This is a genomic window from Moritella sp. 36, assembly GCF_018219415.1.
Taxonomy (GTDB): Bacteria; Pseudomonadota; Gammaproteobacteria; order Enterobacterales; family Moritellaceae; genus Moritella.
Genome location: NZ_CP056120.1, coordinates 3,511,423 through 3,537,892, shown reverse-complemented (window position 1 = coordinate 3,537,892; position 26,470 = coordinate 3,511,423). Strand labels below are relative to the sequence as shown.

Genomic DNA, 26,470 nt, shown 5'->3' with positions numbered 1-26,470 from the left:
ATATGTTTCGAGGCCGATAATGCTTATTTGCTGTTAGCAATACGGCGACGTTGACCAACAGCAATACCTGCAAGTAGCAGTAATGCTGGGATAAACAGGAACTCTTTTGCAGGGCGTTCTAACGGACGTTCCACTGCTAGGATATTCCAGTCAAAATCAATACCTGATTTTTCGGCTGGAGAACCAAAACCGACCATATCAACAATCGTTTTTTCGTCTTCAAAGCGTAATTCTAAACCTGTACTCAATAGGCGTTCAGCACCAGTGATAGCATCTTCAGCAAAAGGTAGCTGTACAATCTTAGTTTGGAATGCGCCGTCCAAGGTTTCACCTTCAACACGTAAGCGTATATCACCACCGTTTGGTAAATCAGCAAGCACTTGCTCAATGTGCTGTGGACTTACTTCTTCAATTGGTGGATATACCATATCCCACCAGAAGCCTGGGCGGAACAGTGTAAACGTGATTAATAATAACCCGATTGTTTCATACCATTTCGACTTTGTTAACCAGTAACCTTGGGTTGCCGCAGAGAATACCAACATTGCCGTCGTGGCCGAGAAAATTGTCAGTAGTAAGTGAGGCACAGAATCCACACCAATCAATAATAACTGGGTATTAAAGATAAACATAAAAGGTAAGATCGCGGTACGGATATCGTACATGAAACCTTGGATACCGGTTTTAATCGGATCTGCTTTTGCAATGGCTGCAGCTGCGAAAGCCGCGAGGCCTACTGGCGGAGTATCATCGGCCAGAATACCAAAGTAGAACACAAATAAATGCACTGCGATTAACGGTACGATCAAGCCATTTTGAGCACCTAGTTCAACAATAACAGGTGCCATCAATGTTGAAACAACGATGTAGTTTGCTGTTGTCGGTAAACCCATACCTAAGATTAAACTAATGAGTGCAGTAAAGCCCAGCATCAGCATGATGTTACCACCTGAGATGAACTCAACAAACTCAGTCATCACTAGACCAATACCGGTTAGCGTTACTGTCCCAACAACAATACCTGCTGCAGCTGTCGCTACACCGATACCGATCATGTTACGAGAACCTGTTACCATGCCATCAAACAGTTCAACAAAACCTGTTTTAACTGCATCTGATATTGGTTGGCTTTGTTTAAAGTAAGCCTGTAATGGGCGCTGTGTGATCACAATGAAGATCATAAATATCGTTGCCCAAAATGCCGATAGGCCTGGAGAGAAACGTTCAACGGTTAAACACCAAACTAATACAACAATTGGTAGTAGGAAGTATAAACCTGCTTTTGCTGTTGGTCCTGGTTCTGGTAACTCGAGTAGCTCACTGTCTGGATCATCAATGCTTAGCTCAGGGAATTTTGTTGAGTATTTAATTAACGCGACATAAATCGCAACAGTCGCGATACCTACAATCCAAGTTGCGCCTGCACCAAATACATCTTTAGTCCAACCTATACCATAATAAACAGCAAAGCTAAGGACTAGAATTAGCACCAAGACAGACATAAACGAGAATAAACTTTGTGCTAATGTCGGCTTGTGTCGACGTGGTAAACCTTCCATTCCCGCTTTACACGCTTCTAAATGCACGATGTAGATTAATGCAACGTAAGAAATAAGCGCGGGTAAAATAGCAGCCTTAATTACTTCAATATAAGGAATACCAACGTACTCAACCATCAAGAATGCAGCTGCACCCATAATCGGTGGTGTTAGCTGACCATTTGTTGATGCTGCTACTTCTACTGCACCAGCTTTGGTTGCAGGGAAGCCAACGCGTTTCATTAGCGGGATCGTGAATGTACCTGTTGTCACCACGTTCGCAATGGATGAACCAGACACTAAGCCACTTAAACCAGATGCAACCACGGCTGCTTTTGCTGGACCGCCACGCATATGACCAAGCAGCGAGAATGCAACTTTAATAAAATAGTTACCGGCACCCGCTTTATCTAATAGTGAACCGAATAGCACAAATAAGAATACAAATGATGTTGATACACCAACCGCAACACCAAATACACCTTCGGTTGTTAGCCACTGATGAGACATTGTTTTTGTTAAGCTCGCCCCTTTGTGGGCAATAATGTCTGGCATATAAGGACCGGCAAAGGTATAAGTCAAAAATACTATTGCCACGATCATCAGTGGTGGACCTAATGAACGACGTGTAGCTTCAAGCAGTAATAACATACCTGTTACTGCAACTGCAGTATCAAAGGTAGTGGGTGCACCAGCACGATCGGCTAATTCATTATAAAATAGGAATAAATAACCAGCACTGAAAGCGCCAGCGAATGCAAAAATCCAATCGGTCAACGGCACATGGTCACGCGGTGACGATTTCATTGCAGGGTAAGCAGTAAATGCTAGAAATATAGCAAAAGCTAAATGAATAGAACGAGCTTCAGTATCGTTAATAATACCAAAATTTAAAACGAACGGCAGAGGAGAGGCATACCATAATTGAAATAGCGCCCAAATAAATGGCACAATTAACAATATTTTTTTAGCAATACCTTTGGGATCGCGCGCACCAGTATCTGATTGTGCAAGCATTTCCTGCAGTTCAGCATCCATGCTAGTGGTTTGATTTTCTGTTTTAGACATTTGTCCTCCATCATTCTGCGATATTTTTATCACAAGAAGTGGCTCGGTTATTCGTTAGTAGAGTAATTAATAATTACTGAACTCTTAATTTCAGAAAGGTTGTACTGCTTATTGCTTCACTAATCCGTAGTGTAAGAATAGTCAGTAACTTGAGTAAGAGTAGTAAAAATTAAATAATGATATATAGGTAATGTAATTTTCTTGAAAAATTAAGGGGACAATGTCCCCTTAATTTTTATAATGAAAAGTCGACTTATTTTAGGCCAACTTCTTTGTAGTATTTTAATGCGCCAGGGTGAATCGGTGCACTAAGTGCTGCATTCGCCATATCTTCTTTTGTTAGCGATGCAAATGATGGGTGTAGACGCTTAAATGTATTGAAGTTTTCGAATACAGCTTTCGTTACTTCATATACGATCTTGTCAGACATTGATTTTGGGGTAACGATTGTTGCACGCGCACCAAATGTTACAGTGTCTTTTGGTGTACCAGTGTAAGTGCCACCAGGGATCACAACTTGGCTGTAGTAAGGGTTATCAGCAACGAGTTTTTCTACTGTTGCATCGTTAACCGTTACAATCACAGCGTCACACGTTGTTGTTGCTTCTTTAATTGAACCGTTAGGGAAACCTGCGAAGAATACAAAAGCGTCGATTTTGTTATCACAAAGTGCTTGAGATTGTTCGTTCGCTTTTAGTTCAGATGTTAGTGAGAACGCACTGTTATCCCAGTTGTAAGCTTTCATTACAACGTCCATTGTGCTGCGTTGACCTGAACCAGGGTTACCCACGTTTACACGCTTACCTTTAAGGTCTTTAAAGTTTTTAATGCCTGAATCTTTACGAGCTACAATTGTTAGTGCTTCAGCGTGTAGTGAGAATACTGAGCGTAGGTCAGTGTAAGCACCTTGATTTTTGTATTGGTTTAAGCCTTTGTAAGCATAATATTGTTGATCAGACTGTGCTACACCGAAATCAAGTTCACCTGCACGCATCGTGTTGATGTTATAAGCTGAACCACCAGTACTTTCTACTGAGCAACGAATGTTGTGCTCTTTACGGTTGCGGTTTACAAATTTACAAATTGCACCACCGGCAGGGTAGTAAACACCTGTAACACCACCAGTACCGATTGTAATAAAGTCACTTGTTTTCGCTGTTGCGATACTTGGCGCAGCAGCTGCCAGTGTTAAACTTGCTACAGCAAGTGATTTTGCAATTGTTTTTGTAATAGACATGTTGTGTTCCTTTTTATTAGTCATTAGTCGCTTGTTTACTTCAGGGCATTTCATAACCATGAAATTAAATCCGTAAATTCAAGTGGGTGTATTTAATCAGCAAAAATAAATAATGCAATACTTATGATACAGCAAAATAACCCATCATTATCTGTTTGAACCATACTTTGTGACACGGGGTTAACAAAAAGTAAACATCCACTTGTTTTGTGCGAATTTAAGCTAAATTCTAGTACACACTGGGCTTTAAGATGGGTTTATTTTTATAAAAATACGTATTTGTAAATTTGAAAAGTACATTTTTTGACTGATATTATATTTTGTTAAATCTTCATAACATAACGCAATTATTTTTACTTATGGTGAAATACGTGAAGTTCATCACTGAATAGATTGTCTGTTTTATGTTCACTTTATAGACTTTTTTATTATTAAAATGGTTTTATCCATAATTAAAAGTCGAAAAAATGTTTGAAAGCTTGCATTTTATAGCGTGAAATAAGAGGGTTTTCGAGTTTGAAAGATATTTCATCCCCCTGTTGGCGTTGCGATAACTGACTGCAATCTAAAGCCGAAATAATACCTGCTTTCGGGTATCCACCAATCGTTTGCCTGTCTTGAAGTAGAACAATTGGCTGTCCATCAGCAGGGAGTTGTACACTGCCTAATGCGATGCCTTCTGACGTCAATGTTGCTGGTAAATCGGCAATCATGTTACCTATTAGTTGATAGCCCATACGATTGGCTTGCGGACTTATTTGATATTTATTGGTGAGTAGTTGCTGTTGTTGTTTTGAAGTGAGTAGCGGCCATTGATAACAAGGTAATAACCCGAGGGTTAATGGCGCAGAGTAATTTGGAATATAATGTCGAGGAACCGCGCGTTGTTCTTGTGATTGTGCTGGGGTTTGGGCTGTTACAGGTAAGCGCTGTCCCTCATATAATGATGAACTCGTTATTTCACTTAGTTCATCACGTATGACGGTACTTCGACTATGGTGACTCATCTCTGTTTGCAGACCACCGACAATAGCCAGATAGCCACATTTCCCCGTTCTTGCTCCACCATACTGAATAATGTCACCTGTTTTAACGTTATGTGTTTGCCAATTAAAAGCGGGTTTATCATTAATATTCACCCCAAACTCGGCACCGCAAATCGCAATTTTTGTATCCGTTAATACACGTAATATCATTAATCCATAATGTATTTCAAGAATGGCCATATTACTATCATTGCCGAGTATCTTATTTGCCCATAGATAAGCATGAAGATCGGCTGGACCACCGGGCGTGATACCTAAATGTTGATATCCAAAACGCCCAAGATCTTGAATTAAAGTATGAACGCCTGGTTTGATAACGTCGAATGCAGGAGTAATATTCATTATGCGTCAGCCTTTTGGTCGTAACGATTAAATTCATCCAGTGAGATCGCACTAAACTTGACTTGGCAGCCAACAGATAATGTATTCACTGCTGCAGGGCTCTGACCTATAATTTGCCAACCACCAGGACTCGATTTAGGATAAATAGCAGTTTGGTTATCTGCAATACCTAGACTACCCGCAGCGACTTGGCCTTTTGGCTTGGCATGCCTTGGTATCTGTATTCGTTTATCAACATCACCCAAATAGGCAAAGTTAGGCATAAAACCAATTGCATAGCAGCTATATATAGTAGAAGAATGGATCTGAATAATGTCATTGATACTCAGTGCTGAGTATTGCGATAAGGATTCAAGATCTGGCGCAAGACTTTCGTGGTAACAAACAGGGATCGTGATTAAATTAACGGTACTGGGAGAGGCATGATTAGATTTTGGTGATGCTGTATTTAATAGTCGCTTAACATAAGCGTGAAGTTTATCTGCCAGCTGATGCTGTTCCATATTGAGTATATTAAAGCTGACAAGTAATGTTTGATATGAAGGGATAATATCAATAATCACTGTGCTTAAATCTGGGGCACTTTTTAGTTGTTGATTTAGAGTGTAGATCACAGGTAATAGTTGAGTATTATCTGCATCGGTAAAGTGAATAAGAATTGCATCATAACCGATCATATCGAGCTGATATTGCATACCTCACTCCTTGTTTTCTGTAAGTGCTAACTTTATTTGTGCGATGGCTTCGATGGATTGGGCGTTATCGCCATGTACACAAAGCGTATCAACTTTTAACTTAATTAGATTGCCGTTATTACTTGTCACATGACCGTGTTGCACGAGCTGTATTACTTGGTTAATAATTTGGCTGTGTTCGGTAAATACCGCCCCAGGTAGATTTCTCGGCTGTAATAATCCGTCATCGGTATAACAACGATCTGCAAATGCTTCAAACAGTAGTGGTACATTAAATTGTGCAGCAAGGGTTTCACTGCGACTGTTGTCTGCTTGTGCCATTAGCATCAGGGGTAAATCGGGACTAAAAGCAGCCACTCCTTTTAAAATAGCAATGAGAATGACTTCATCTTGCATCATGTCGTTATAGAGTGCACCGTGAGGTTTAACATAAGTTAAGGGGATATGTTGCTGATTGCAGAAAGCGGCGAGGGCACCAACTTGATACAATATAAAGGCTTGGATTTCATCAGAAGTACAGCGCATATGACGACGACCAAAACCAACCAGATCAGGATAACTAGGATGAGCGCCGACGGCTACATTATAGTGTTTAGCCAGTGCCACTGTTTGCTGCATGATGAGGGGATCGGAAGCATGGAAACCGCAAGCGATGTTAGCCATATCAATATGTGGCATCACCGCTTCATCCATACCTAGTTGCCAAAGGCCGAAACTTTCACCCATATCACAATTCAATTTCACTGGTTAATATCCTTATTAACAAAGTCTTTCAATTATATCGAGAAGTATATACCCAAGCTACTTCAAGATGCGCAATCAGCAAACCGAAAGGAGAGGATATTCAAGGCATGGAGTCGAGGATTTAGTTATTCTAAATCAAGACTTCATAACGCCGAAGATTCCTTCGTTCGGCTTGCCCTACGGGAGGCGAGCAGGAATAGCAGCACAGCGTTACAATATTTGAAAATGGAATAACCATTCTCTACATATTGCGCCTTGTTCTGTTATCCCTGCACGTCTCTGATATAGCATCTTGAAGTAACTTGGGTATAGGTATTAGTTATTGCAGTAATTATTTGCGATAGCAAGTTTTTTGTAGGATAGGACGCTAATCAAAGGTATAAATAGGATCACAATGCCCAAATAATGAAAAACAGCATTATTTGGGCATTTATGCAGCTAACCGATTATCTGTTTGGTTGTGCTTTAAAGGTCTGACCTGTTTCAGCGACGCTGTCATTACCCATCAAATAAAGGTAAAGCGGCATAATATCTTCTGCTGTAACAAGCGTATTTGAATTTTCACCTGGGAAGGCTTTTGCACGCATACCAGTACGTGTTGCACCCGGGTTAATGCAGTTAGCGCGGATGCTGGTATTTTCAAACTCGTCTGCAAGGGTTTGCATCATGCCTTCGGTCGCAAATTTTGAAATTGCATATTCAGCCCAGTAAGCACGCCCTTTGACTCCCACACTTGATGAGGTGAAAATAATAGATGCTTTGTCCGCTTTTTTCAGTACAGGTAATAACGCACTTGTCATGAACAATTGTGCTTTAACATTGACCTGCATGACTTCGTCATAGCTCTTTTCATCGATTTGATGAAATGGACCTAACACACCTAATTGACCCGCATTGTTCAATAAACCGTCTAGTTTACCGAATTGTGTATCTATGGTGTCTGCCATGTCTTTATAGTTTTCAACTGTAGCACCTTTCATATCAAGCGGAATAATCGCAGGCGTTGGTGCTCCAAGTGCTTCAATTTCGTCATAAACAGCTTCAAGTTTAGCGACTGTTTTACCAAGTAATATCACTGTCGCGCCATGTGCTGCATAGGTTAGAGCTGCTTGACGACCAATACCGTCACCGGCACCTGTTACTAAAATAGTTTTGTTTTCTAATAGGTTTTTTTCTGCTTGATAATCCATTTTCTGGTTCCATATCGATTTATCTGGCAATATTGTAACCTGCAAAGCTTGTAGATGCGATGTTGTAAATGATATAAAGAGCAAAATCGATATAACCGACCGAGGATTAGGATTTGGAATTTTTAAGTGAATACGGTATTTTTTTAGCAAAAACGGTAACATTCGTTTTAGCGTTATTATTTGTAGTGGTCAGTATAATCAATCTTACGTCTAAGCAAAAAAAGAGTAATGGACGTTTGGAGATCACCAATTTATCAGAGCAATTTAAAGACGTAGAAGATGAACTTCAGTTACATCTTGTGCCTGAAGATGAAGCTAAAATTTTAGAAAAAGAACAGCACAAAGCAGAAAAGAAAAAACACAAAGCAGAATTAAAAGCATTTAAAAAGGCCCATAAAAACAAAGCCAATGATAAAGATGCAGTTACAAAAGAAAACATTGAACCACGTCTTTTTGTACTTGATTTTACCGCCGGTATTGATGCTAAAGAAGTCGCATCATTACGTGAAGAAATTACTGCTATCTTGTTTGTTGCTAATGAGCATGACGAAGTCTTAGTGCGCTTAGAAAGTGGTGGTGGTGTTGTGCATGGTTATGGACTTGCAAGCTCACAGCTAGAACGTTTAAAACAAGCTAATATTAAGCTAACTATCGCGGTTGATAAAGTGGCGGCAAGTGGTGGTTATATGATGGCATGTATCGCTGATCATATTATTGCAGCACCATTTGCAATCGTTGGTTCTATTGGTGTCGTTGCACAAATACCGAACTTTAACCGTCTATTGAAAAAGAACAAAATTGATGTCGAACAACTGACAGCGGGTGAGTTCAAGCGTACATTAACGATGTTTGGCGAGAATGATGACGCTGGACGTGAAAAATTCCAACAAGAGCTTGAAGAAACGCATGTGTTATTTAAAGACTTTGTGAGCGCTCACCGACCGGACATGGATATTGAAAAAATAGCCACAGGTGAGCATTGGTTCGGTACACATGCACACGAACGTGGGTTAGTGGATACCTTACAAACCAGTGATGATTACTTATTAAAAGCGAATAAATCGAAAACAATTTACATCGTTAAATATGTCGTGCGTAAAAAACTGGCTGAAAAATTAGCCCAAGCGGCATCATTGGCTATTTCGACAAGCCTAAATAAATTTTTACAGCAAAGTAAGTACCCACAATTATAGAATTGTAGGTTCATAACTGTAAATGTGCATTGAAACATAAACCACATATTTCAAGTGTATGTGGTTTATTAGTTTGATTTTTATGTTTTTTGTGAATTATTACGTCAAGTAGTTATTGCTATGCTTATGTAATGTTTTAGTATGAAATATAGACATAAAAAAAATAATTAAAAAATTATTGACTACTATAAGTGTATTCAATGTATATATATAAATAGAGTACAAATATAAGATGATGCTTTTTGACTATCCTTAATCGATAAATTATCAATTGTATTCATCAATTTCATATTATTCATAAATTAAAAGAATCCGTCTGTATGGGAAGATCTCTGGTAATTGTGGAATCGCCAGCAAAAGCGAAGACCATTAATAAATATCTCGGTAAAGACTACATTGTTAAATCAAGTGTGGGACACGTACGTGATTTACCGACAAGTGGTGGAGCAGCCAAAAAACGAGCTGGTGCACCGACGCTTGCGCAACAAACTAAAGGCATGACGCCAGAAGCAAAAGCTGCATTTAAAGAAAAACGTGATAAAAAATCGTTATATTCGCGTATGGGAATAGACCCAGAAAATGACTGGGCAGCAACGTATCAGATTTTACCTGGTAAAGAAAAAGTCGTTGCTGAATTACAACAACTTGCTGAAAAAGCAGATATTGTCTATCTCGCAACCGATTTGGACCGCGAAGGGGAAGCTATTGCATGGCACCTGCGGGAAATTATTGGTGGTGATGATTCACGTTTCCAACGTGTAACGTTTAACGAAATTACGAAAACAGCGATCCAAGAAGCATTTGAACAACCGTCAGAATTGAACATTGATTGTGTGAATGCACAACAAGCGCGTCGTTTCTTAGATCGTGTTGTTGGCTATATGGTATCGCCGTTACTTTGGCAAAAAATAGCGCGTGGTTTATCTGCTGGACGTGTTCAGTCGGTAGCGGTACGTTTAATCGTAGACAAAGAGCGTGACATTAAAGCATTCATTCCAGAAGAATTTTGGGATGTCCATACAGATTTAGTGACGTCACTGGGTGAGCCATTACGTGTTGAAGCGGTTAAATATGCCGGTGAAGCGTTTAAACCTGTTAATGAAGCACAAGCGACCAAAGCGGTTACTGACTTACAAAACGCAAGTTACTCGTTATTAAAACGCGATGACAGAGCGACAAGCAGTAAGCCTAAAGCCCCTTTTATTACGTCAACACTACAGCAGGCGGCAAGTACGCGTCATAGCTATGGCGTTAAACGTACAATGGGTCTGGCACAGCGCTTATATGAAGGCGGTTACATTACTTATATGCGTACTGACTCAACAAATTTGAGTAAAGACGCTGTAGAAAGTGCTCGTGGTTTCATTGAAACAAAATACGGTAAAGATTACTTACCTGCAGAACCGAATCTATACGGCTCTAAAAAAGGCGCGCAAGAAGCCCATGAAGCGATCCGACCTTCTGATGTAAATGTTATGTCAGGCGATTTGAAAGGCATGGATGATGACGCGAAAAAATTATACGAACTAATTTGGCGTCAGTTTGTTGCTTGTCAGATGATGCCTGCACAATACGATTCAACAAAATTGACGATTGCTGCTGGCGAGTATCAGCTTACCGCGAAGGGACGTACTATGCGTTTCCCTGGTTGGACTAAAGCGTTACCACCAATGAGCAAGAAGTCTGAAGACGAAAGCAATTTACCTGTACTTGAAGTGGGTGAAGCGCTAGACCTGATTACTGTCGATCCTCTGCAACACTTCACTAAGCCACCTGCGCGTTTTAATGAAGCGTCATTGGTTAAAGAATTAGAGAAACGTGGTATTGGTCGTCCATCGACATATGCTTCGATTATCTCGACAATTCAAGATCGTGGTTATGTAAAAGTGGAAAACCGTCGTTTCTTCGCTGAAAAAATGGGTGAGATTGTTACTGAACGTCTGACTGAAAGTTTTGAAGAGTTAATGAACTTCGATTTCACAGCAAGCATGGAGTCTCAACTTGATGGTGTTGCTGAAGGCAAGCTGAATTGGATTGATGTACTTAATGAATTCTTTGGTGACTTTAAGAAACAGCTGCTCACAGCTGGTGCTGAAGTGGCTGAAGGCGGTATGCGCTCGAACGAAATGGTTATCACGGATATCGAATGTCCAACATGCCAACGTGAGATGGGTATCCGTACTGCCACGACAGGTGTATTTCTCGGTTGTGCGGGTTATAACTTGCCACCAAAAGAACGCTGTAAGAAAACCATTAACCTTGTATCAGGCGAAGAAGCGATTGATTTACTCAATGAAGACGCTGAAACTGAAGCATTAATGGCAAAACGTCGTTGTCCCAAATGCAGTACTGCAATGGATAGCTACCTGATCGACGAAACTCGTAAACTACACGTTTGTGGTAATAACCCAGAATGTACGGGCTACGAAGTCGAAAAAGGTGAATTCAAGCTAAAAGGCTATGATGGCCCAGTGGTTGAGTGTGACCGTTGTATGTCTGATATGCAGCTTAAAAATGGCCGTTTTGGCAAATACATGGGCTGTACTAACGAAGAATGCAAAAATACCCGTAAGATCCTGAAAAGTGGTGAAGTTGCGCCGCCAAAAGAAGATCCTGTTTTCCTTCCTGAATTGGAATGTGAAAAATCGGATGCTTACTTTGTGCTACGTGACGGTGCTGCGGGAATCTTCTTAGCGGCGAATACTTTCCCTAAATCTCGTGAGACACGTGCTCCGCTGATTGAAGAGTTAGTTCGCTTCAGAGACCGTATCTCATCGAAATTTTATTACTTAGCAGATGCGCCTGCACAAGACCCTGCAGGTAATAAAGCGATAGTACGCTTTAGCCGTAAGACCAAAGAACAATATGTAATGACCGAGGTAGAAAAGAAAGCTACTGGTTGGACTGCGCATTATATTGATGGTAAATGGGTTGAAGAAGAGAAGAAGAAAGCGGTGAAGAAGAAGCCTGCTGCAGAGAAGAAGAAGCCTACTGCTGAAAAGTAGTTAGCGGTTCTTTTTAGCGCTCAATCTATACCTTGCATAGGTCATTATGCGTTTATAAGATACCTCAGCATTGCTGGGGTATTTTTTTATGTACTTTTAGATTTCAATTTTTCTGCCTATATATAGATAAAAATAAATTAACCTTGCCGAAATTTTATTTTATCCTATTCTAGAAACTAACCCTAAATCATTATCTGCATATTAAGTTGAACTTTCGAGCGTTTTATCGTTCTGAATAGTTAGCAGATTGAATAGAATATAATAGTTAGAATAGTAAACTCAGCGATACGTATTCTTTTTAACCATTTAGCTTGAAAACGGCTCTCCTTTGAGGTGGCTGTAATTCCTGCTGTCAAGAAATTTCTAGAAGTCATACCTTTTTCTGTGTCCGTGATCTTGTTTTTGATCTCCGGTTGATTTTCCTTATAGTTTTCAAAAATATATTGTGAGTATAATCCATATCAAGTTTTAAGCGTAGTTGTTAAATCTTATTCAAATGGCTTAATCAGATGAATTGTTGGTTTAACTCGCTACTTGTTAGAGTATATTAACTCTTGGTTTAACCGATCATTACCAGATAAAATCATCTCAGAGAGAGATTTAAGTAATGAGTGAGTTAACTTATAAATCATAAAGGATTTCAAAATGAAAAAGACTATTCTTGCTACTGCAATTTTATTAGCTGGCGCTGCAAACGCTGCTGAAGTTTATAACAACGAAGGTACTTCAGTTTCTCTAGGCGGTTCTTTCCGTGGTAACACTGTAATTCAAGATTCTGACAACGTTAAATTTCAAGATGCTGGCTCACGTTTCGATATTAAAGCATCTAAAGACGTAGCCGAAGGTGTTAAAGCATTCGGTCAGATGGAAGTTAAATACAACGGTAAATCTGGTGATACACTATATATCAACAATGCTTTCGTTGGTCTATCGCATGATGTATACGGTACAGTTGCACTTGGTAAGCAAATGGGTCTGAATGATGATTTAGTTATGAACGATTTCTCTTATGAGAATGGTGTTTATAATGAAGACAATGCTCTTTTCGGTTCTGATTCAGAAGATCAGCTTAAATATACTAAAGCATTCGCTGGCGCTACAGTTGTTGTTTCATTAATGGACCAAGATACTTATGCTATCGGTGGTACATATGAAGTTGCTGGCTTAACGCTTGGTGCTTCTTACAATATCGCAAATGACCGTGTTGTTACTACAGAAAAAGAAGTATTAACAGTTGTAGGTACTAACGTTGTTAAAACTAAAGTTGGCACCTCAGTTAAAACTGATAACTCTACTTATATCGTAGGTGCTAAATATTCACTTGATGCATTAACGTTAGGTGTTCAATATCAAGCAAGCGAAGTTGGCAAAGAAGATTTCTCTGCATACGGTCTTGGTGCTCATTACCAATTAGGTCAAGCTGGCGTATACGCTATGTATGATGTGCTAGATGGTAAATATGATGACGCAGTAATTAAAGGTGATGGTTCTATCATCGTTGTTGGTGCTGATTATGAACTTGTTAAAGATGTTAAAGCATACATTGAATTCGATTCAAGTGACTTTGATGTAGATGGTAAAGCTTCATCTAAGTCTGACGAAAAAGTAACAATCGGTGGTCGTGTATACTTCTAATCAACCCTGTTGATTCGTTGCTATAAACAACACTGACTAATGAAACCGTTCACTGCTAAAGTGGACGGTTTTTTTATAAGTATTCGATTACTTAATGCTTAAAGTCCATCATTTCTCATGTTTAGTTCGCAACCCAGTTCACTTCCTTTTACTTTTATATTATCTCATTTTTATCTGTCTATTCACCCAAGTTGTATTTTAACTCATTAATAATATGTGCTATTTACCATATCATTCGTTTATAAAGTTTTGATACTATAGTTATTCTTATCAATCAATATTTGGTCATCACTATGCCTCTGCGTATTACCTTAAGCGTCTTTAATCGTACTATAGCTACTACAATTTTTATCTATATGTTTTTGATGCTGAGTAATACAAGCGTGGCTTATGCGCAGGGATCTGAGTTATCACTGACAAAAGAAACGGTTGATTTAGTAAAGACCAGCCCAGTAAGTAATGAGAGTGATAACCTGTCGGGTGACTACCAATCTGTAAATAATGACAATGACCCATTCGTTGCAGATAGAAAAAACGCGCGTAAGGCGAAAAACTGGCGTGCTACAGATGCGTCGGCACAACGTGGCAGTAATAAAGAATACGGTTATCGCAATGATGAGATGGCCCGTTTTATTTTTTTAATGGATGCCAGAGATCGTAAAGAAAAATTATTAGCCAGTTTAGCCTTGTGGCCTCAACACCAAGCGCAATTGATTAATAACCTGACGAATGAAGAAGGTGTAGGGCATTTCACCTCTTTGTTTACTATTTTTGTGTTGATGCTTGTTGCTGGTTTTATTGTAGAGCGTGTTGTTAGTCTGAAAATGGATTCTTTTTCTGAGAGTGTTGTGAAAGAAAAAGGTTCGAGTTTTAAAGATAATCTTGATTACATACTCATGCGTGGATTTTTTCAATATGTAGGCATTGCTATTTTCGCCTTAACTGCCGCGCTTATCGCTATTTATAATTATAGCGAAACCGACCCCTTTCGTGTATTAAGCCTGCATGGACTCGGCCTTGTCGTTAAAATACGTGCATTAGCGATTATATTACGACTTATCTTTGCTCCCTATGCTAAAGGTAATCGGCTGTTTAAAATTGATTGCTTATCGGCAACCCGACTATATTGGTCAATACTTATTTTTATGGCTATATACCTTACTATTACAACACTTTGGTATATCCTCATATTATTCTCGTTAGATAGAATTCTTTTCGCTCTGATTATTCCTTCGACCGGTATGATAATGAATATTTTATCGATTTATTTTATTTGGTTTAACCGTAAAACCATTGAAGCAATGTTTACGGATTCGAAAGAAGCGAGCTCGGCATTAACTCGATTTTTGCGTCAAACGTGGACTACAATCCTTACTATATGGTTATTTATTGCTTGGGTTTTCTGGGCTATGTATGAGTTTTTAGGCTATTACGAACAAGCTGATAACTTTACGCCAATCTGGTGGCTAACGTTTAGTTATCCTATATTGGATCGTCTGATTTTTGTCATAATGAGCCAACTAAAACGTATAACGTGGTTACAGAGCCATTCTTTTGAAATGCGTTGCGATAAATTTATTCGTAGGGTCATTATTGCACTTCGCATTATATTCGTCGCTGTTATCTTCTATCATATTGATGCTAGCTTTGATCATAATGCTTGGGAAAAATTAGCGAATAGCTTTGGCGGTTTTATCCAAATGTTTGTTGATATTATTATCGTTATTATTTTGGCTTATGCTATTTGGGAGGTTATTCAATCTGCTATCGAACGCCATTTACCTTATGAGATGATTTGCGAAGATAACAATGGTAGCTCCACATTAGAGGGGGAAGGTGGTGGTACGGGGGCTTCTCGTTCTGAAACCTTGTTGCCTTTAGTGCGTTCATTCTTATTAGTATTCTTATTTTCTTGTGTACTACTGATGATATTGAGTATCGTTGGTGTTGAAATTGCTCCTTTACTCGCTGGTGCGGGTATCGTCGGTATCGCCGTTGGTTTTGGTGCTCAGAAACTCGTACAGGATGTAATCTCTGGTATCTTCTTTTTGCTTGATGATGCATTTCGCCGTGGTGAATATATTGAGGCTGCTGGTTTACGTGGTACTGTTGAACGCATTTCTATTCGTTCAATTACATTACGTCATCACCTTGGCGCAATACAAACGATCCCTTTTAGCGAAATGGCAACCGTCAGTAACTTATCCCGTGATTGGATCACTAAGAAATTAGAGTTTCGATTAGATTACAGAACGGATGTTGAAAAGGTACGTAAGGTGATCAAAAAAGTGGGACAAAAAATGCTGTTACACCCTGAATATGGGCAACATTTTTTACTTCCATTGAAATCGCAAGGGGTGACGAGGGTTGAAGAGTCCGCGCTTATCTTCCGGATGAAGTTTACGTGTGTGCCTGGAGAGCAATGGGTCATTCGCCGTGAAGCATTTAGACTTGTACAAGAGTCATTAAAAGCCAATGGTATTGAGTTTGCTCATCGCTCTGTGCATGTGTTAACTCAGCATGCGGGTAAAGACAAAGAAGACCTGAAGGATATCATTGAAAAAAATGATGAACTTGCTGAAACTGTGGGTGCTGCCGCCGCATTAAGCGTCTCTACAGAGATAAAAAAGAACGACAAAATAGACTCTGATTATAATTAATCGAGTGTTTATTTTTAATAAAATGAATGGTTTATTAAGTGAGTAGTGCGCTATCTTAGGCAACTATTTTTTGATAACCTTATCCATCTTAATAATATTTAGTTAAAGAGAATTCAAGTGCGCAGTAAATTAAATAATAGCCGTTTGCTTATTTATAGTCATGACTCTTTTGGTCTTGGGCATTTGCGACGCTGTAGAACCATCGCGCATGAGCTTGTTGACCGATACAAGGGCTTATCTGTTTTAATTATTACTGGATCACCGATTATTGGTCGCTTTGATTTTAAAGCCCGTGTTGATTTTATTCGTATTCCAGGCGTTATTAAGCTTCACAATGGTGAATACACCTCACTTGGCTTACTTATCGATCTTGCTGATACTCTGGCATTACGTGAAGCCATCATTTTGAATACGTCTAAAGTCTTCAAACCGGATATTTTCCTTGTCGATAAAGAGCCGGGTGGATTGAAAGATGAAGTCGTCAGTACGCTCGCCTATTTTAAAGATACGAATACCAAATGTATTCTCGGTTTACGTGATGTGATGGACTCTCCCGAGCTTTTAAAAAAAGAATGGCAGAAGAAAAATGTGATGCCATTGCTTGAAAATCTTTATGATGAGCTTTGGGTTTATGGTCCCGCAGAGGTATCTAATCCATTAAAGGGGCTAGATATAAAGCAAATCGTCACAGATAAAACCTTATTTACAGGTTATTTGCCAAGGCAGCTACCACAAAAAGTCGATACCGATACCATTAATTTTCCTGAGCAGCCTTATATTTTGGTCACCCCAGGTGGTGGCGGTGATGGTGTTGAAATGGTTGACTGGGTATTACGTGCTTATGAGAGTTGCGCAACACTGATGCCTGCTTTGTTTGTCCTTGGCCCTTTTATGCCCGCTGCGGATCGTAATGCGTTTTTGCATCGTGCAGAGTTGTTACCGCATGTCGATGCGATCACATTCAGTAATCACCTCGAGCATTTGATGGTCGAAGCTGAGGCGGTTATTGCGATGGGGGGTTACAATACGTTTTGTGAAATACTGTCGTTTGATAAGCGTGCATTAATTTTACCTCGTAGCCACCCACGTAAAGAGCAGCTAATTCGAGCGAGTAATGCAGCAGGCGTTGGCCTGTTATCTATGCTTGATTTGGCGTCTGAGCGTTCAACTGAGCTGATGCACGACAGTATTATTAAATTATTGCAACAAGATAAACCGAGTACACATAAACTTGATAACTTGCTGAATGGTTTAGACTTTGTTGCCGATCGATTTGGTGAGTTAGTATCAGAATAATCTAATCTAGTTCTTCTTAAGTTATTTTTTTTAGTAAGGAATCAGGTATATGTCAGCGCCGCGTATTATGTATTATGTGCAATATTTATTAGGTATTGGCCACGTTCGTCGCTCTTCTCTTATTGTTCAAGCATTGTGTGAGCAAGGTGCACATGTAGATGTTATTTTTGGTGGCATGCCTGTTCCGAGTATGTCTTTTGGTGACGCGACGATGCACCAGTTAATGGCGGTTAAGAGTGCTGATTCAGGTTTTAGTGGTTTAGTTAAAGCAGATAGCACTCCTGTTAGTGATGATGATAAGAAAGAGCGTACACAGGCCCTATTAGCTCTTTGTGAGACCTTACAGCCTGATTTAATTGTGACTGAAACGTATCCTTTTGGCCGTAGACAGATGCGTTTTGAGTTGTTACCACTCCTTAATTGGGTTAAGTCACAAAGTAATCCCCCTGTACTTGTTTCTTCAATACGAGATATTTTACAGCGTCGTTCAGCAGTGAGGGAACAAGAGTACGTTAACCTTGTACAAACGTATTACCAGCATGTATTAGTGCATGGTGACAAAAATTTCTACCCACTAGAAAAAAGCTTTCCAGTTGCCGATATGATTGCCGATAAAATCAGTTATTCCGGATATGTTTGTCCGACCATGGAAAATGGTGGTTCGTCGCAGAAAACACGGGATACGATAGTTGTGTCTGTCGGAGGCGGCAGCATAGGTAAAGATATTTTGGTTGCAGTGATGGCGTTATTTAAGAGTGGGTTTGCCGCGGATAAAAAGTGGTTATTGATTACAGGTCCAAACATGGACAGTGCCGACAAAGCCTATTTTAAAACGCAGGAGCAGTCTAACTTACAAGTTGTAGATCTTGCGGATGATTTTCTAAAAGAATTAAACAATGCTTATGTGTCCATTTCAAGAGCAGGGTATAATACTGTGATGGATTTGTTATTGACTGGCGTACCTGCGGTGGTAATACCGTTTGAAGGGGAAGGCGAAACAGAGCAGTTAGCGCGAAGTGAAATATTGGTCGAAGGTCGAGTATTACAATCTGTAAAAAATGATGAGTTGAGTGTCGAGACATTAAAATCTGCGATTAATACTGCAGTTGGAAGTACCGCAAAGAAGGTTAACATCGACAATCAGGGCGCCCATAAAAGTGCGAAATTGCTTATTGAATGGGCTAGCTCAAGGTATTCGTAAGTTATTAAAGTAATGCTCAAGCTCGATATATGTTTTTATGACGTCTCATCACGTTTTAATTATCAAAGTTTAAGGTAAGTCAGTAGTGAAAAAAATTGCATTAGTACTTAAAGGTTATCCACGCCTCTCTGAAACATTTATCGCTCAAGAAATTCGCGCATTAGAGTTACGTGGGTTTGATATTACATTAGTTTCATTACGTCATCCGACAGATACCAGCACGCATCCTATTCACCAACAGATTGAAGCGGATGTATTATATTTACCTGAATACTTACATGTTGAACCATTACGGGTACTAAAAGCGTTTTTTCATGTCGTCAAACGCTATTCATTAACCAAAGTTGTTAAGCAGTTTATTCAAGATATTAAGCGTGATACTAGCCGTGGACGGGTTCGTCGCTTTGGTCAAGGCATCGTACTTGCAGCCGAAATGCCAGACGGTATCGAGCAAATGTATGCGCATTTTTTACATACGCCAGCATCGGTAACACGCTATGCCGCATTAATTAATGATCTGCCTTGGTCGTGCTCTGCACATGCCAAAGATATTTGGACATCAGAAGAGTGGGATCTTGCCGAAAAGCTGACAGAGTTACAATGGTTGTCTACGTGTACCGCCGCAAACCATCAGTACTTACAATCCCTTGCTCAAGATCCAAGTAAGGTTCATTTGGTTTATCACGGTTTAGACTTTACCCGTTTTCAACATGTAGAGCGTCTATCTCGCGCCAATGTTAACGGTAGTTCGGCTGACAACCCGGTTAAAATTATCAGTGTTGGTCGAGCGGTTCCGAAGAAGGGTTACGATGATTTACTTAATGCGTTAGCTAAGTTGCCAAAGGATTTACATTGGCAGTTAACGCATATTGGCGGAGGCGGTATTTTAAAGAGTCTGCGACAGCAGGCTAAAGCGTTAGGTATTGATAAACATATTGAGTGGCAAGGCGCACAGCCACAATTAACGGTACTTGAAGCTTACCGTAAAAGTGACTTATTTGTATTGGCGAGTAAGATTGTTGCCGATGGTGACAGAGATGGGATGCCGAATGTGTTGATGGAAGCACAAAGCCAGTCTGTATGTTGTCTGGCGACGGATATTTCAGGTATCCCTGAGCTGATTGATAGCGGTGAAAATGGCGTACTCGTTGAGTCGAATAATGTTGATCAGTTAGCATCTGCATTAGATGATTTATTACGAGATGGTGAAAAACGAGAACGTCTAGGGTTAGAGGGACAGAAGCAACTTCACCGACGCTTTGATGTTAAAATTGGTATTGACCAATTAGAAAAGCTTTTTGATAGCCGTGACTGATACAAGTGTAAAAACAGGCATCGCATTTTATGCGCCGCTTAAATCGCCTTTACATCCGATACCCTCGGGTGACCGCGAAATAGCGCGTTTATTTATACGTGCATTGGAGCAGGGCGGTTATCATGTTGAACTTGCGAGTCAGTTGCGTACCTTTGATAAGCGAGGTGACAGTTATCGTCAGCAACGCTTGATTATGATAGCTAAAAAAGAAGCGACTAGAATTATGCGGCGCTGGAACAAGCAAGGTTTTAGACCGCACGCTTGGTTTAGTTATCACCTCTATTACAAAGCACCAGACTTAATTGGCCCAATCATTTGTCAGGCGCTTGATATCCCTTATATTGTGGCTGAAGCTTCATGGGCAGAGAAACGTGCCAAAGGGGGCTGGGCTTTGTATCACCAGCAAGTGGCTACAGGATTAAAACTAGCGAGCAAAGTCATCTGTATTAACCCAAGAGATAAAATCGCACTTGTTGAATTTTATTCTCTGCGACAGAAAAAATGTCATTCTCCACTTGTGTCACTTAATGCTTTTATCGATGATTTTCCTGTTCATCATGACGGTTCTTATGTAAATAATGAGCATTCTCGGATAAATAAAGATAGCGGAAAATTAACTGCGACTTTAACGCGAGAAGGCATCGCTGTTAAATACGGTTTAGATAGTCACTTACCTTGGCTTATCACAATCGCGATGATGCGCAGTGGTGATAAGTACCATTCTTATCAGCAGTTAAGTTCAGTGGTCAATTTATTACAACAGCCTTACCAGTTATTGATTATTGGTGATGGAATGATGGAAGAAGAAATTCGAACTCTTTTTGTTCGGCACAGGCAAGTCAAGTTTTCAGGTGCACTTGAAAACAGCCAAATACGACAATTATTACCGCATTTCGAATTACTCGTTTGGCCTGCGATAAATGAAGCGCTTGGCATGATCTTCTTAGAAGCTCAGCAAGCGGGTGTTGCAGTTGTTGCAGGTGATCAGGGGGGCGTGAGCTCAATTGTGAATAATAAGGTCACAGGCATTTTGGTAGATGCGTATAATGCGCAAGAAATGTCAGTAACAATTGACTGTTTACTGAAAAATAATGAAAAATTGGAAACCATGAAACACGCGGCGAAGCAATACGTTACTCAGCATCATTCTATTGAGGCCAGTGCCCGGCAGCTTAATTGTGTTATCCAAGGTGCGATATCAAATCCGTTGGATAATATATGATCCACGTTTATTTTATCCGTCATGGGCAAACGCAATGGAACTGTGAACGGCGTTTACAGGGGCGTACAGATATTCCGTTGAATGAAGCGGGGAAGCAACAAATTAGCGCTTATCAGTTACCGTCAAATTTTTCATCGTTGCGGTGGTTTCATAGCCCGCTGTTAAGAGCCCAGCAAACGGCCGAATTGCTCTGCATTGAAGCACAGACGGAAATGGCTTTGATCGAAATGAGTTGGGGTGAGTGGGAAGGTAAAACCTTACAACAACTAAGATCCCAAGATCCAAGTTATTTTGCGAAACAAGAAGCGCTAGGGTTAGATCTACAGCCGCAGAATGCAGAGTCGCCAAGGTTGGTTGCTGCGCGAGTAAGTACTTGGGTTGAGTCACTGGCTATTGATAACGAAGAACACTATATAGGCTGCGTCAGTCATAAAGGTGTTATCCGTGCGATATATGCGCTCGCGACGAATTGGAACATGTTAGGAAAAGCACCGCATAAAATGGATTACCACTGCGCTCAACACTTTTGCTTTGATCGCGGGCGTTGGTCTATTGTTGAGCTTAATATTCCGTTATAACCTTCTTTACGTGGTGTGAAGTAGTAGGGAATTCATAGTATTAATCTATTAATTGGTAATTTAGTTGAAAGCCAAACATAGTACTATTGCCTTCTGTACTTACATCGAAGCTATCTTGGCCAACAGTATCTTTAATTCGCGTGGATTCATATTTTGCATACGTAAGGCCGATATCGAAACTTAACGAGCGACTTGCATAATAGGATAGCCCAAAGCTGAAGTTTGTTTTTTTATCAAAAGGTATCGAGAAGGTTGCGCTTTCTGTTGACTTTTCAGTTGACATCCCACTTCGTAACCAGACAACATCATTTAATTTATAGTTAATGGCGAATGCAACTTTCCAACCATCTTTTGCGTTAACAGACTCTATCAAGCATTGACCTTGTGGTCGATTAAACCCCGAGTTAGCAGGACAATTTGGATGTGATACTGAAATGGAATCTAGGCTTTCCCATCCATACCAAGCTAATGAATACTGTACTGACAGTCGCGGATCAAGTAGGTGAAATCCTGAAAATGTTAGCTCACTCGGAATTGCCATCGTTAGCGTTGTCGTATCTTGAAATACTAAATCATTATTACCCGCCAATGTGGTAAATGTACCTTCTGTTTCAATGTCACTTTCAGAGCGATAGGATAGTCCAAACTTGTGGTGTGTGTTTAGTTGATAAAGTATGCCGATATTAAACCTAAAACCGATACCCGTACCATTATAATCTTGATAAATCTGACTTGGATTATTGGTATTTTGTGAGCCATAGTTTGTTGTTAATTGATAGTTACCATAAATAGCGCTTACACCCGCACCTACATAAAAATAATCAGTTAATTTGAGGGCTATATTTGGGCTGATTTCATAGGTGAATAAAGAGCGCCGCCCAGCAAGAAGACCTACGGGATATTCAGTATCATAGTTGTTACGGACGTTATAATTAGAAAAAGTAGCAAACCCAAATGACCATTTATCATTAATGGGAAAGGCAAAGTAGCCAGAAGGGGCGATATAATTATCACTGATTCCAGCGTTATCCAATGCTTCAGGATCACCATTGGAATAGTATTCACCAGTAATGTCTTTTTTAGATTGAACTAAGATACCAGCGATAGCCATACTCGGAGATGAAAATGCAGCGATGATCGCGGGGTTAACGGCTATATTTGCTAGGTTAGTAGAGTCTGCTGCAGTGCCTGCGCCTGCATTGCTGAGTTCGATGGCTGAGGTTGTTGAAGATTGATATGATGCAGCATAAGTCGAAGGGCTGTAATAAGATATGAAGCTAAGGAGAGCACTTAGGTAGGCGATAGATGCATCACGGCTACAACGTTTTATCATATTTATACCCTTAAAATGATGTTTTATTTTAAGGTTAGTCGAAAATAAAAATAGCGCCATAAGACGCTATTTTTATTACTATATTTAAGTATTAAGTTACTTATCTAAATACGCTTAGAAACGGTAGTTTGCTTGTGCTGAAGCAATGATTGCATCACCTTGACCTTCGAAAGTATAACCGTATTCAGAGAATTCAATTTCTTTCGTATAGATATAAGCTAGTGCGAAGTCAAAACTTAAGTCTTGTTCTAGTTCGTAAGTTGCACCGATAGTGTACCAGTAACGATCTGTATCTGGGATACTCAGCGTCGTTTCACCCGCTTGCTCATCAAATGCGAAACCTGCACGTAACGTTGTGTTACCAACATAATATTCAGTACCGACAGCGTAACGCATGTTGTCATCGTAATGCTCTTCTTTTTTGAAACATTCACCAGCAACACATTGGTTACTTAATGCTTCAAGTTCAGTGAATTTGCTCCATTGCGTCCAAAGTGCGCTATAAGTGACGGCAATTTTTGGTGTTAGCTTGTGGTAACCAGATATTTCAGCTGTGGCAGGTAACGGGATTTCTAAAGTCGTTTGAATTTTTTTACCACCACTTGTTGCGCCTGTGAAGTCGCCTTCGAATTCAATATCAACTTGTGAGCGGTACGCTAAACCAATGCGATTATTTTCGTTAAGCTCATATAGTGCACCAGCGTTCCAGCCATAGCCCCATGCATCGCCTTCAAGCAGGAAAAGTTGTGAATTTGCTGAAGTATCAGAGCCATAACGTGGGTTATATTGAAGGTCACCGTAGTTACGTTCTAGAGTCGCTTTTGCATATACAGCGCTAACACCTAAACCTAAGCTTAATTCATCAGTGGCCTTAAAAGATACATTTGGGTTGATACTGAACGTAAGGAGATCCGTAGTACCAGCGCCAGCGCCTACCGCGTAGTCATCTTCATGCTCCGAGACCATGCCATAGCCAGAAAACATAGCTAGACCGACAGCCACTGTGTCATTGATTGGTTGAACGTAATACATTGCAGGAACAAAAGCATCATTAATGATGTCGTTTGAATCTAGGCGTGATGGATTGCTTGCAACAGGGTCATTAGTCCCAGTAATATCCGCGTTTGGCACGATGTAAGAACCAACAACTGAAATTTCAGCTTTATCGAAAAGTGACATTGCAGCGGGGTTACGTGCAATTACTGATGCGTTATCAGCAACGGCTGCTTCACCAGCAAAAGCTCGTCCAAGACCAGATGCTGAATGTTCGCTTACTTGGAAGCCTGCCGCAGAAGATTGTGCAGTGACAAGCAGTAGGGCTGTAGCAAGCGTTGTTTTTTTAAATTTAGACATAGTTAATTACTCATCTTTATAAGTTTTATTTTGTTTAACTCGTGACTGGTTTAGATCTTTGAATAGAAAAACAAAGTTCCTTTTGTTTATCCTTTAAGTATCAAGGTCCGACCAGCTGTCGATAGTATGAATAAATAGTAACTGCTTGTTCATGCTTTGTAATTAAGAATAATCACAGTGTGTAATGTTTGGTTATTAAGGCTTGACGTTTAATTGAAAAAATAGTGGTGGGTCGGCATTTGTTTAAGTTGTTGATAAATATGGACTTATTTTTACATGTGCATATTGTTATTAAATTGTTATCGCTACCAAATTATTTAGAGTAGTTGTTCTTATAGTGATCAAGTCAAAATGAATGTTTAAAACTGTGATCTACATCAAATAACGGTGTCAATCTTTTTTGAGACAATTCTTTTGTAAGTGTCACGTCTGTCACATTTTATTATGTTGTTGTTTATAATACAGCCAAGTTATTTGGGTATACATCAAAGCCTTATAACAAAAAAAAGCCACGTCACCTTCTCGAATAGAAGATAACGTGGCTTAAAGCAGTAGTTAAAGAGGCTTAAATTACGCTTCTTCTTTATGCTCTTGCATGAACTGGTGTGCTGTATCCATCATGTCCACAGAACCTGTAAAGAAAGGCACACGTTGGTGTAACTCTGTAGGCTTAAGATCTAGGATTGGTGTATAACCATCTGTCGCTAGTGCACCCGCTTGTTCAGCAAGAAAAGCCATTGGATTGCACTCGTATAATAAGCGTAGTTTACCTGTTGGTGCTTGTGCTGTTTGTGGGTAAATGTAGATACCACCCTTAAGCAGGTTACGGTGGAAATCAGATACGAGAGAACCAATGTAACGTGAAGTATAAGGACGGTTTGTTGCGTCGTCTTCTTCTTGGCAATATTTAATGTATTTCTTTACACCAAGTGGGAATTTGCTGTAGTTACCTTCATTGATCGAATAGATTTTACCAGATTTAGGGAAGGTTAATGATTCGTGAGATAAACAGAATACGCCAATTGATGGATCATAAGTGAAGCCATGAACACCGTTACCGGTTGTAAATACCAGCATAGTTGATGAACCATATACCACATAACCCGCTGCAACTTGTTTACGGCCAACTTGTAAGAAGTCATCCATTGAAACTGGACCACCAACAGGTGATACACGACGGTAAATAGAGAAAATAGTACCAACTGATACATTAACATCGATGTTTGATGAACCGTCTAGTGGGTCCATTAATACTACATAGTTAGCGTTACGGCTGTTTTGGTTGTCGAAAAATACATAATGATCTTCTTCTTCAGAAGCAATACCACAAACTTCACCACGTGCAATCAAAGCATTTTTAAATACTTCGTTCGCATACATGTCTAATTTTTGTTGCTCTTCGCCTTGGATATTTTCAATGCCACTTGCACCTGTTATGTCAACTAGGCCTGCTTTATTGATCTCGCGGTTTACAATTTTAGCAGCAAGTTTAATTGCACTTAATAATGCTGTTAATTCACCTTTTGCATGTGGAAAATCAGATTGATTTTCAATGATGAATTCACCAAGTGTTTTATGTATTGACATTCCAATTCCTTAATAAAGCAATAATTAAATCCGATAGCTACTGCTATTTTGCGCTTTTTTAAGGTGGAGATCTAGTGTGGACAGTAGATAAATGTATGTAATTTGTAAATTCACTTGTTAACTTTCAGTTAATACTGGCATGCTTTCATTTGAAAGGGCTAAATGCTCATATGAATCTTTAATTTTCATACTTGAGATATATTGCTTAATGTTCGAGCATTAGTTGGCGGGT

The 26,470-nt window shown here is 39.8% G+C and carries 18 protein-coding genes; 9 read left to right on the top strand and 9 right to left on the bottom strand.

Going from position 1 to position 26,470, the window contains the following annotated elements; all coding sequences use genetic code 11:
* Positions 1 to 23: 23 nt before the first annotated feature.
* The 6 genes from HWV03_RS15575 to HWV03_RS15550 all read right to left on the bottom strand — a co-directional run bounded on the left by HWV03_RS15575 (position 24) and on the right by HWV03_RS15550 (position 7,860).
* Positions 24 to 2,606: a TRAP transporter permease gene (locus HWV03_RS15575; RefSeq protein WP_211676737.1), complete on the bottom strand. Its 2,583-nt coding sequence runs from the start codon at positions 2,604 to 2,606 to the stop codon at positions 24 to 26.
* A 253-nt stretch (positions 2,607 to 2,859) separates the two neighbouring features.
* Positions 2,860 to 3,843, bottom strand: coding sequence for a TAXI family TRAP transporter solute-binding subunit (locus tag HWV03_RS15570; RefSeq protein ID WP_211676736.1), 984 nt, complete (start codon positions 3,841 to 3,843; stop codon positions 2,860 to 2,862).
* Between the two features lie 452 nt (positions 3,844 to 4,295).
* On the bottom strand, positions 4,296 to 5,231 hold the full coding sequence (locus HWV03_RS15565; protein ID WP_211676735.1) for a 5-oxoprolinase subunit C family protein: 936 nt from the start codon (positions 5,229 to 5,231) through the stop codon (positions 4,296 to 4,298).
* On the bottom strand, positions 5,231 to 5,926 hold the full coding sequence (locus HWV03_RS15560; RefSeq protein ID WP_211676734.1) for a 5-oxoprolinase subunit B family protein: 696 nt from the start codon (positions 5,924 to 5,926) through the stop codon (positions 5,231 to 5,233). Before HWV03_RS15560 ends, HWV03_RS15565 begins: the two co-directional genes overlap by 1 nt.
* A 3-nt stretch (positions 5,927 to 5,929) precedes the next feature.
* Complete coding sequence (locus tag HWV03_RS15555; RefSeq protein ID WP_211676733.1) at positions 5,930 to 6,670, bottom strand: 5-oxoprolinase subunit PxpA; 741 nt, start codon at positions 6,668 to 6,670, stop codon at positions 5,930 to 5,932.
* Positions 6,671 to 7,116: 446 nt separating this feature from the next.
* The gene (locus HWV03_RS15550) at positions 7,117 to 7,860 is read right to left on the bottom strand and encodes a YciK family oxidoreductase (RefSeq protein ID WP_211672385.1); all 744 of its coding nucleotides are present in this window, start codon (positions 7,858 to 7,860) and stop codon (positions 7,117 to 7,119) included.
* Positions 7,861 to 7,973: 113 nt separating this feature from the next.
* On the opposite strand from HWV03_RS15550, the gene sohB reads away from it, so the two are divergent.
* The 9 genes from sohB (at position 7,974) to HWV03_RS15505 (ending at position 21,965) form a co-directional block, all read left to right on the top strand.
* A complete protein-coding gene (gene sohB, locus HWV03_RS15545; protein ID WP_211676732.1) occupies positions 7,974 to 9,053 on the top strand; it encodes a protease SohB in 1,080 nt (359 codons plus the stop codon).
* Positions 9,054 to 9,373: 320 nt separating this feature from the next.
* Complete coding sequence (gene topA, locus HWV03_RS15540) at positions 9,374 to 12,058, top strand: type I DNA topoisomerase (RefSeq protein ID WP_211676731.1); 2,685 nt, start codon at positions 9,374 to 9,376, stop codon at positions 12,056 to 12,058.
* Positions 12,059 to 12,703: 645 nt separating this feature from the next.
* Positions 12,704 to 13,693, top strand: coding sequence for a porin (locus tag HWV03_RS15535; RefSeq protein WP_211676730.1), 990 nt, complete (start codon positions 12,704 to 12,706; stop codon positions 13,691 to 13,693).
* Positions 13,694 to 14,058: 365 nt separating this feature from the next.
* A complete protein-coding gene (locus HWV03_RS15530) occupies positions 14,059 to 16,353 on the top strand; it encodes a mechanosensitive ion channel family protein (RefSeq protein WP_255546862.1) in 2,295 nt (764 codons plus the stop codon).
* 117 nt (positions 16,354 to 16,470) lie between these two features.
* Positions 16,471 to 17,649, top strand: coding sequence for a glycosyltransferase family protein (locus HWV03_RS15525; protein ID WP_211676728.1), 1,179 nt, complete (start codon positions 16,471 to 16,473; stop codon positions 17,647 to 17,649).
* 49 nt (positions 17,650 to 17,698) lie between these two features.
* Positions 17,699 to 18,850 carry a glycosyltransferase family protein gene (locus tag HWV03_RS15520; protein ID WP_211676727.1) on the top strand — a complete coding sequence of 384 codons (1,152 nt, stop codon included), beginning with the start codon at positions 17,699 to 17,701 and terminating at the stop codon, positions 18,848 to 18,850.
* 85 nt (positions 18,851 to 18,935) lie between these two features.
* Positions 18,936 to 20,165 (top strand): glycosyltransferase family 4 protein, encoded by a 1,230-nt coding sequence (locus HWV03_RS15515; protein ID WP_211676726.1) that lies wholly within the window; start codon positions 18,936 to 18,938, stop codon positions 20,163 to 20,165.
* Positions 20,158 to 21,387, top strand: a complete 1,230-nt coding sequence (locus HWV03_RS15510; protein WP_211676725.1) for a glycosyltransferase family 4 protein — start codon at positions 20,158 to 20,160, stop codon at positions 21,385 to 21,387. Before HWV03_RS15515 ends, HWV03_RS15510 begins: the two co-directional genes overlap by 8 nt.
* Entirely contained in the window at positions 21,384 to 21,965 is a 582-nt protein-coding gene (locus HWV03_RS15505; protein WP_211676724.1) for a histidine phosphatase family protein, read from the top strand. The genes HWV03_RS15510 and HWV03_RS15505 overlap by 4 nt, the downstream gene beginning before the upstream one ends.
* A 40-nt stretch (positions 21,966 to 22,005) precedes the next feature.
* On the opposite strand, the gene HWV03_RS15500 is transcribed toward HWV03_RS15505, so the two are convergent.
* The 3 genes from HWV03_RS15500 to fbp all read right to left on the bottom strand — a co-directional run bounded on the left by HWV03_RS15500 (position 22,006) and on the right by fbp (position 26,238).
* Positions 22,006 to 23,298: an OmpP1/FadL family transporter gene (locus HWV03_RS15500; protein ID WP_211676723.1), complete on the bottom strand. Its 1,293-nt coding sequence runs from the start codon at positions 23,296 to 23,298 to the stop codon at positions 22,006 to 22,008.
* Between the two features lie 114 nt (positions 23,299 to 23,412).
* Positions 23,413 to 24,651 carry an outer membrane protein transport protein gene (locus HWV03_RS15495; RefSeq protein ID WP_211676722.1) on the bottom strand — a complete coding sequence of 413 codons (1,239 nt, stop codon included), beginning with the start codon at positions 24,649 to 24,651 and terminating at the stop codon, positions 23,413 to 23,415.
* A 570-nt stretch (positions 24,652 to 25,221) separates the two neighbouring features.
* On the bottom strand, positions 25,222 to 26,238 hold the full coding sequence (fbp, locus tag HWV03_RS15490) for a class 1 fructose-bisphosphatase (RefSeq protein WP_211676721.1): 1,017 nt from the start codon (positions 26,236 to 26,238) through the stop codon (positions 25,222 to 25,224).
* Positions 26,239 to 26,470: the final 232 nt, after the last annotated feature.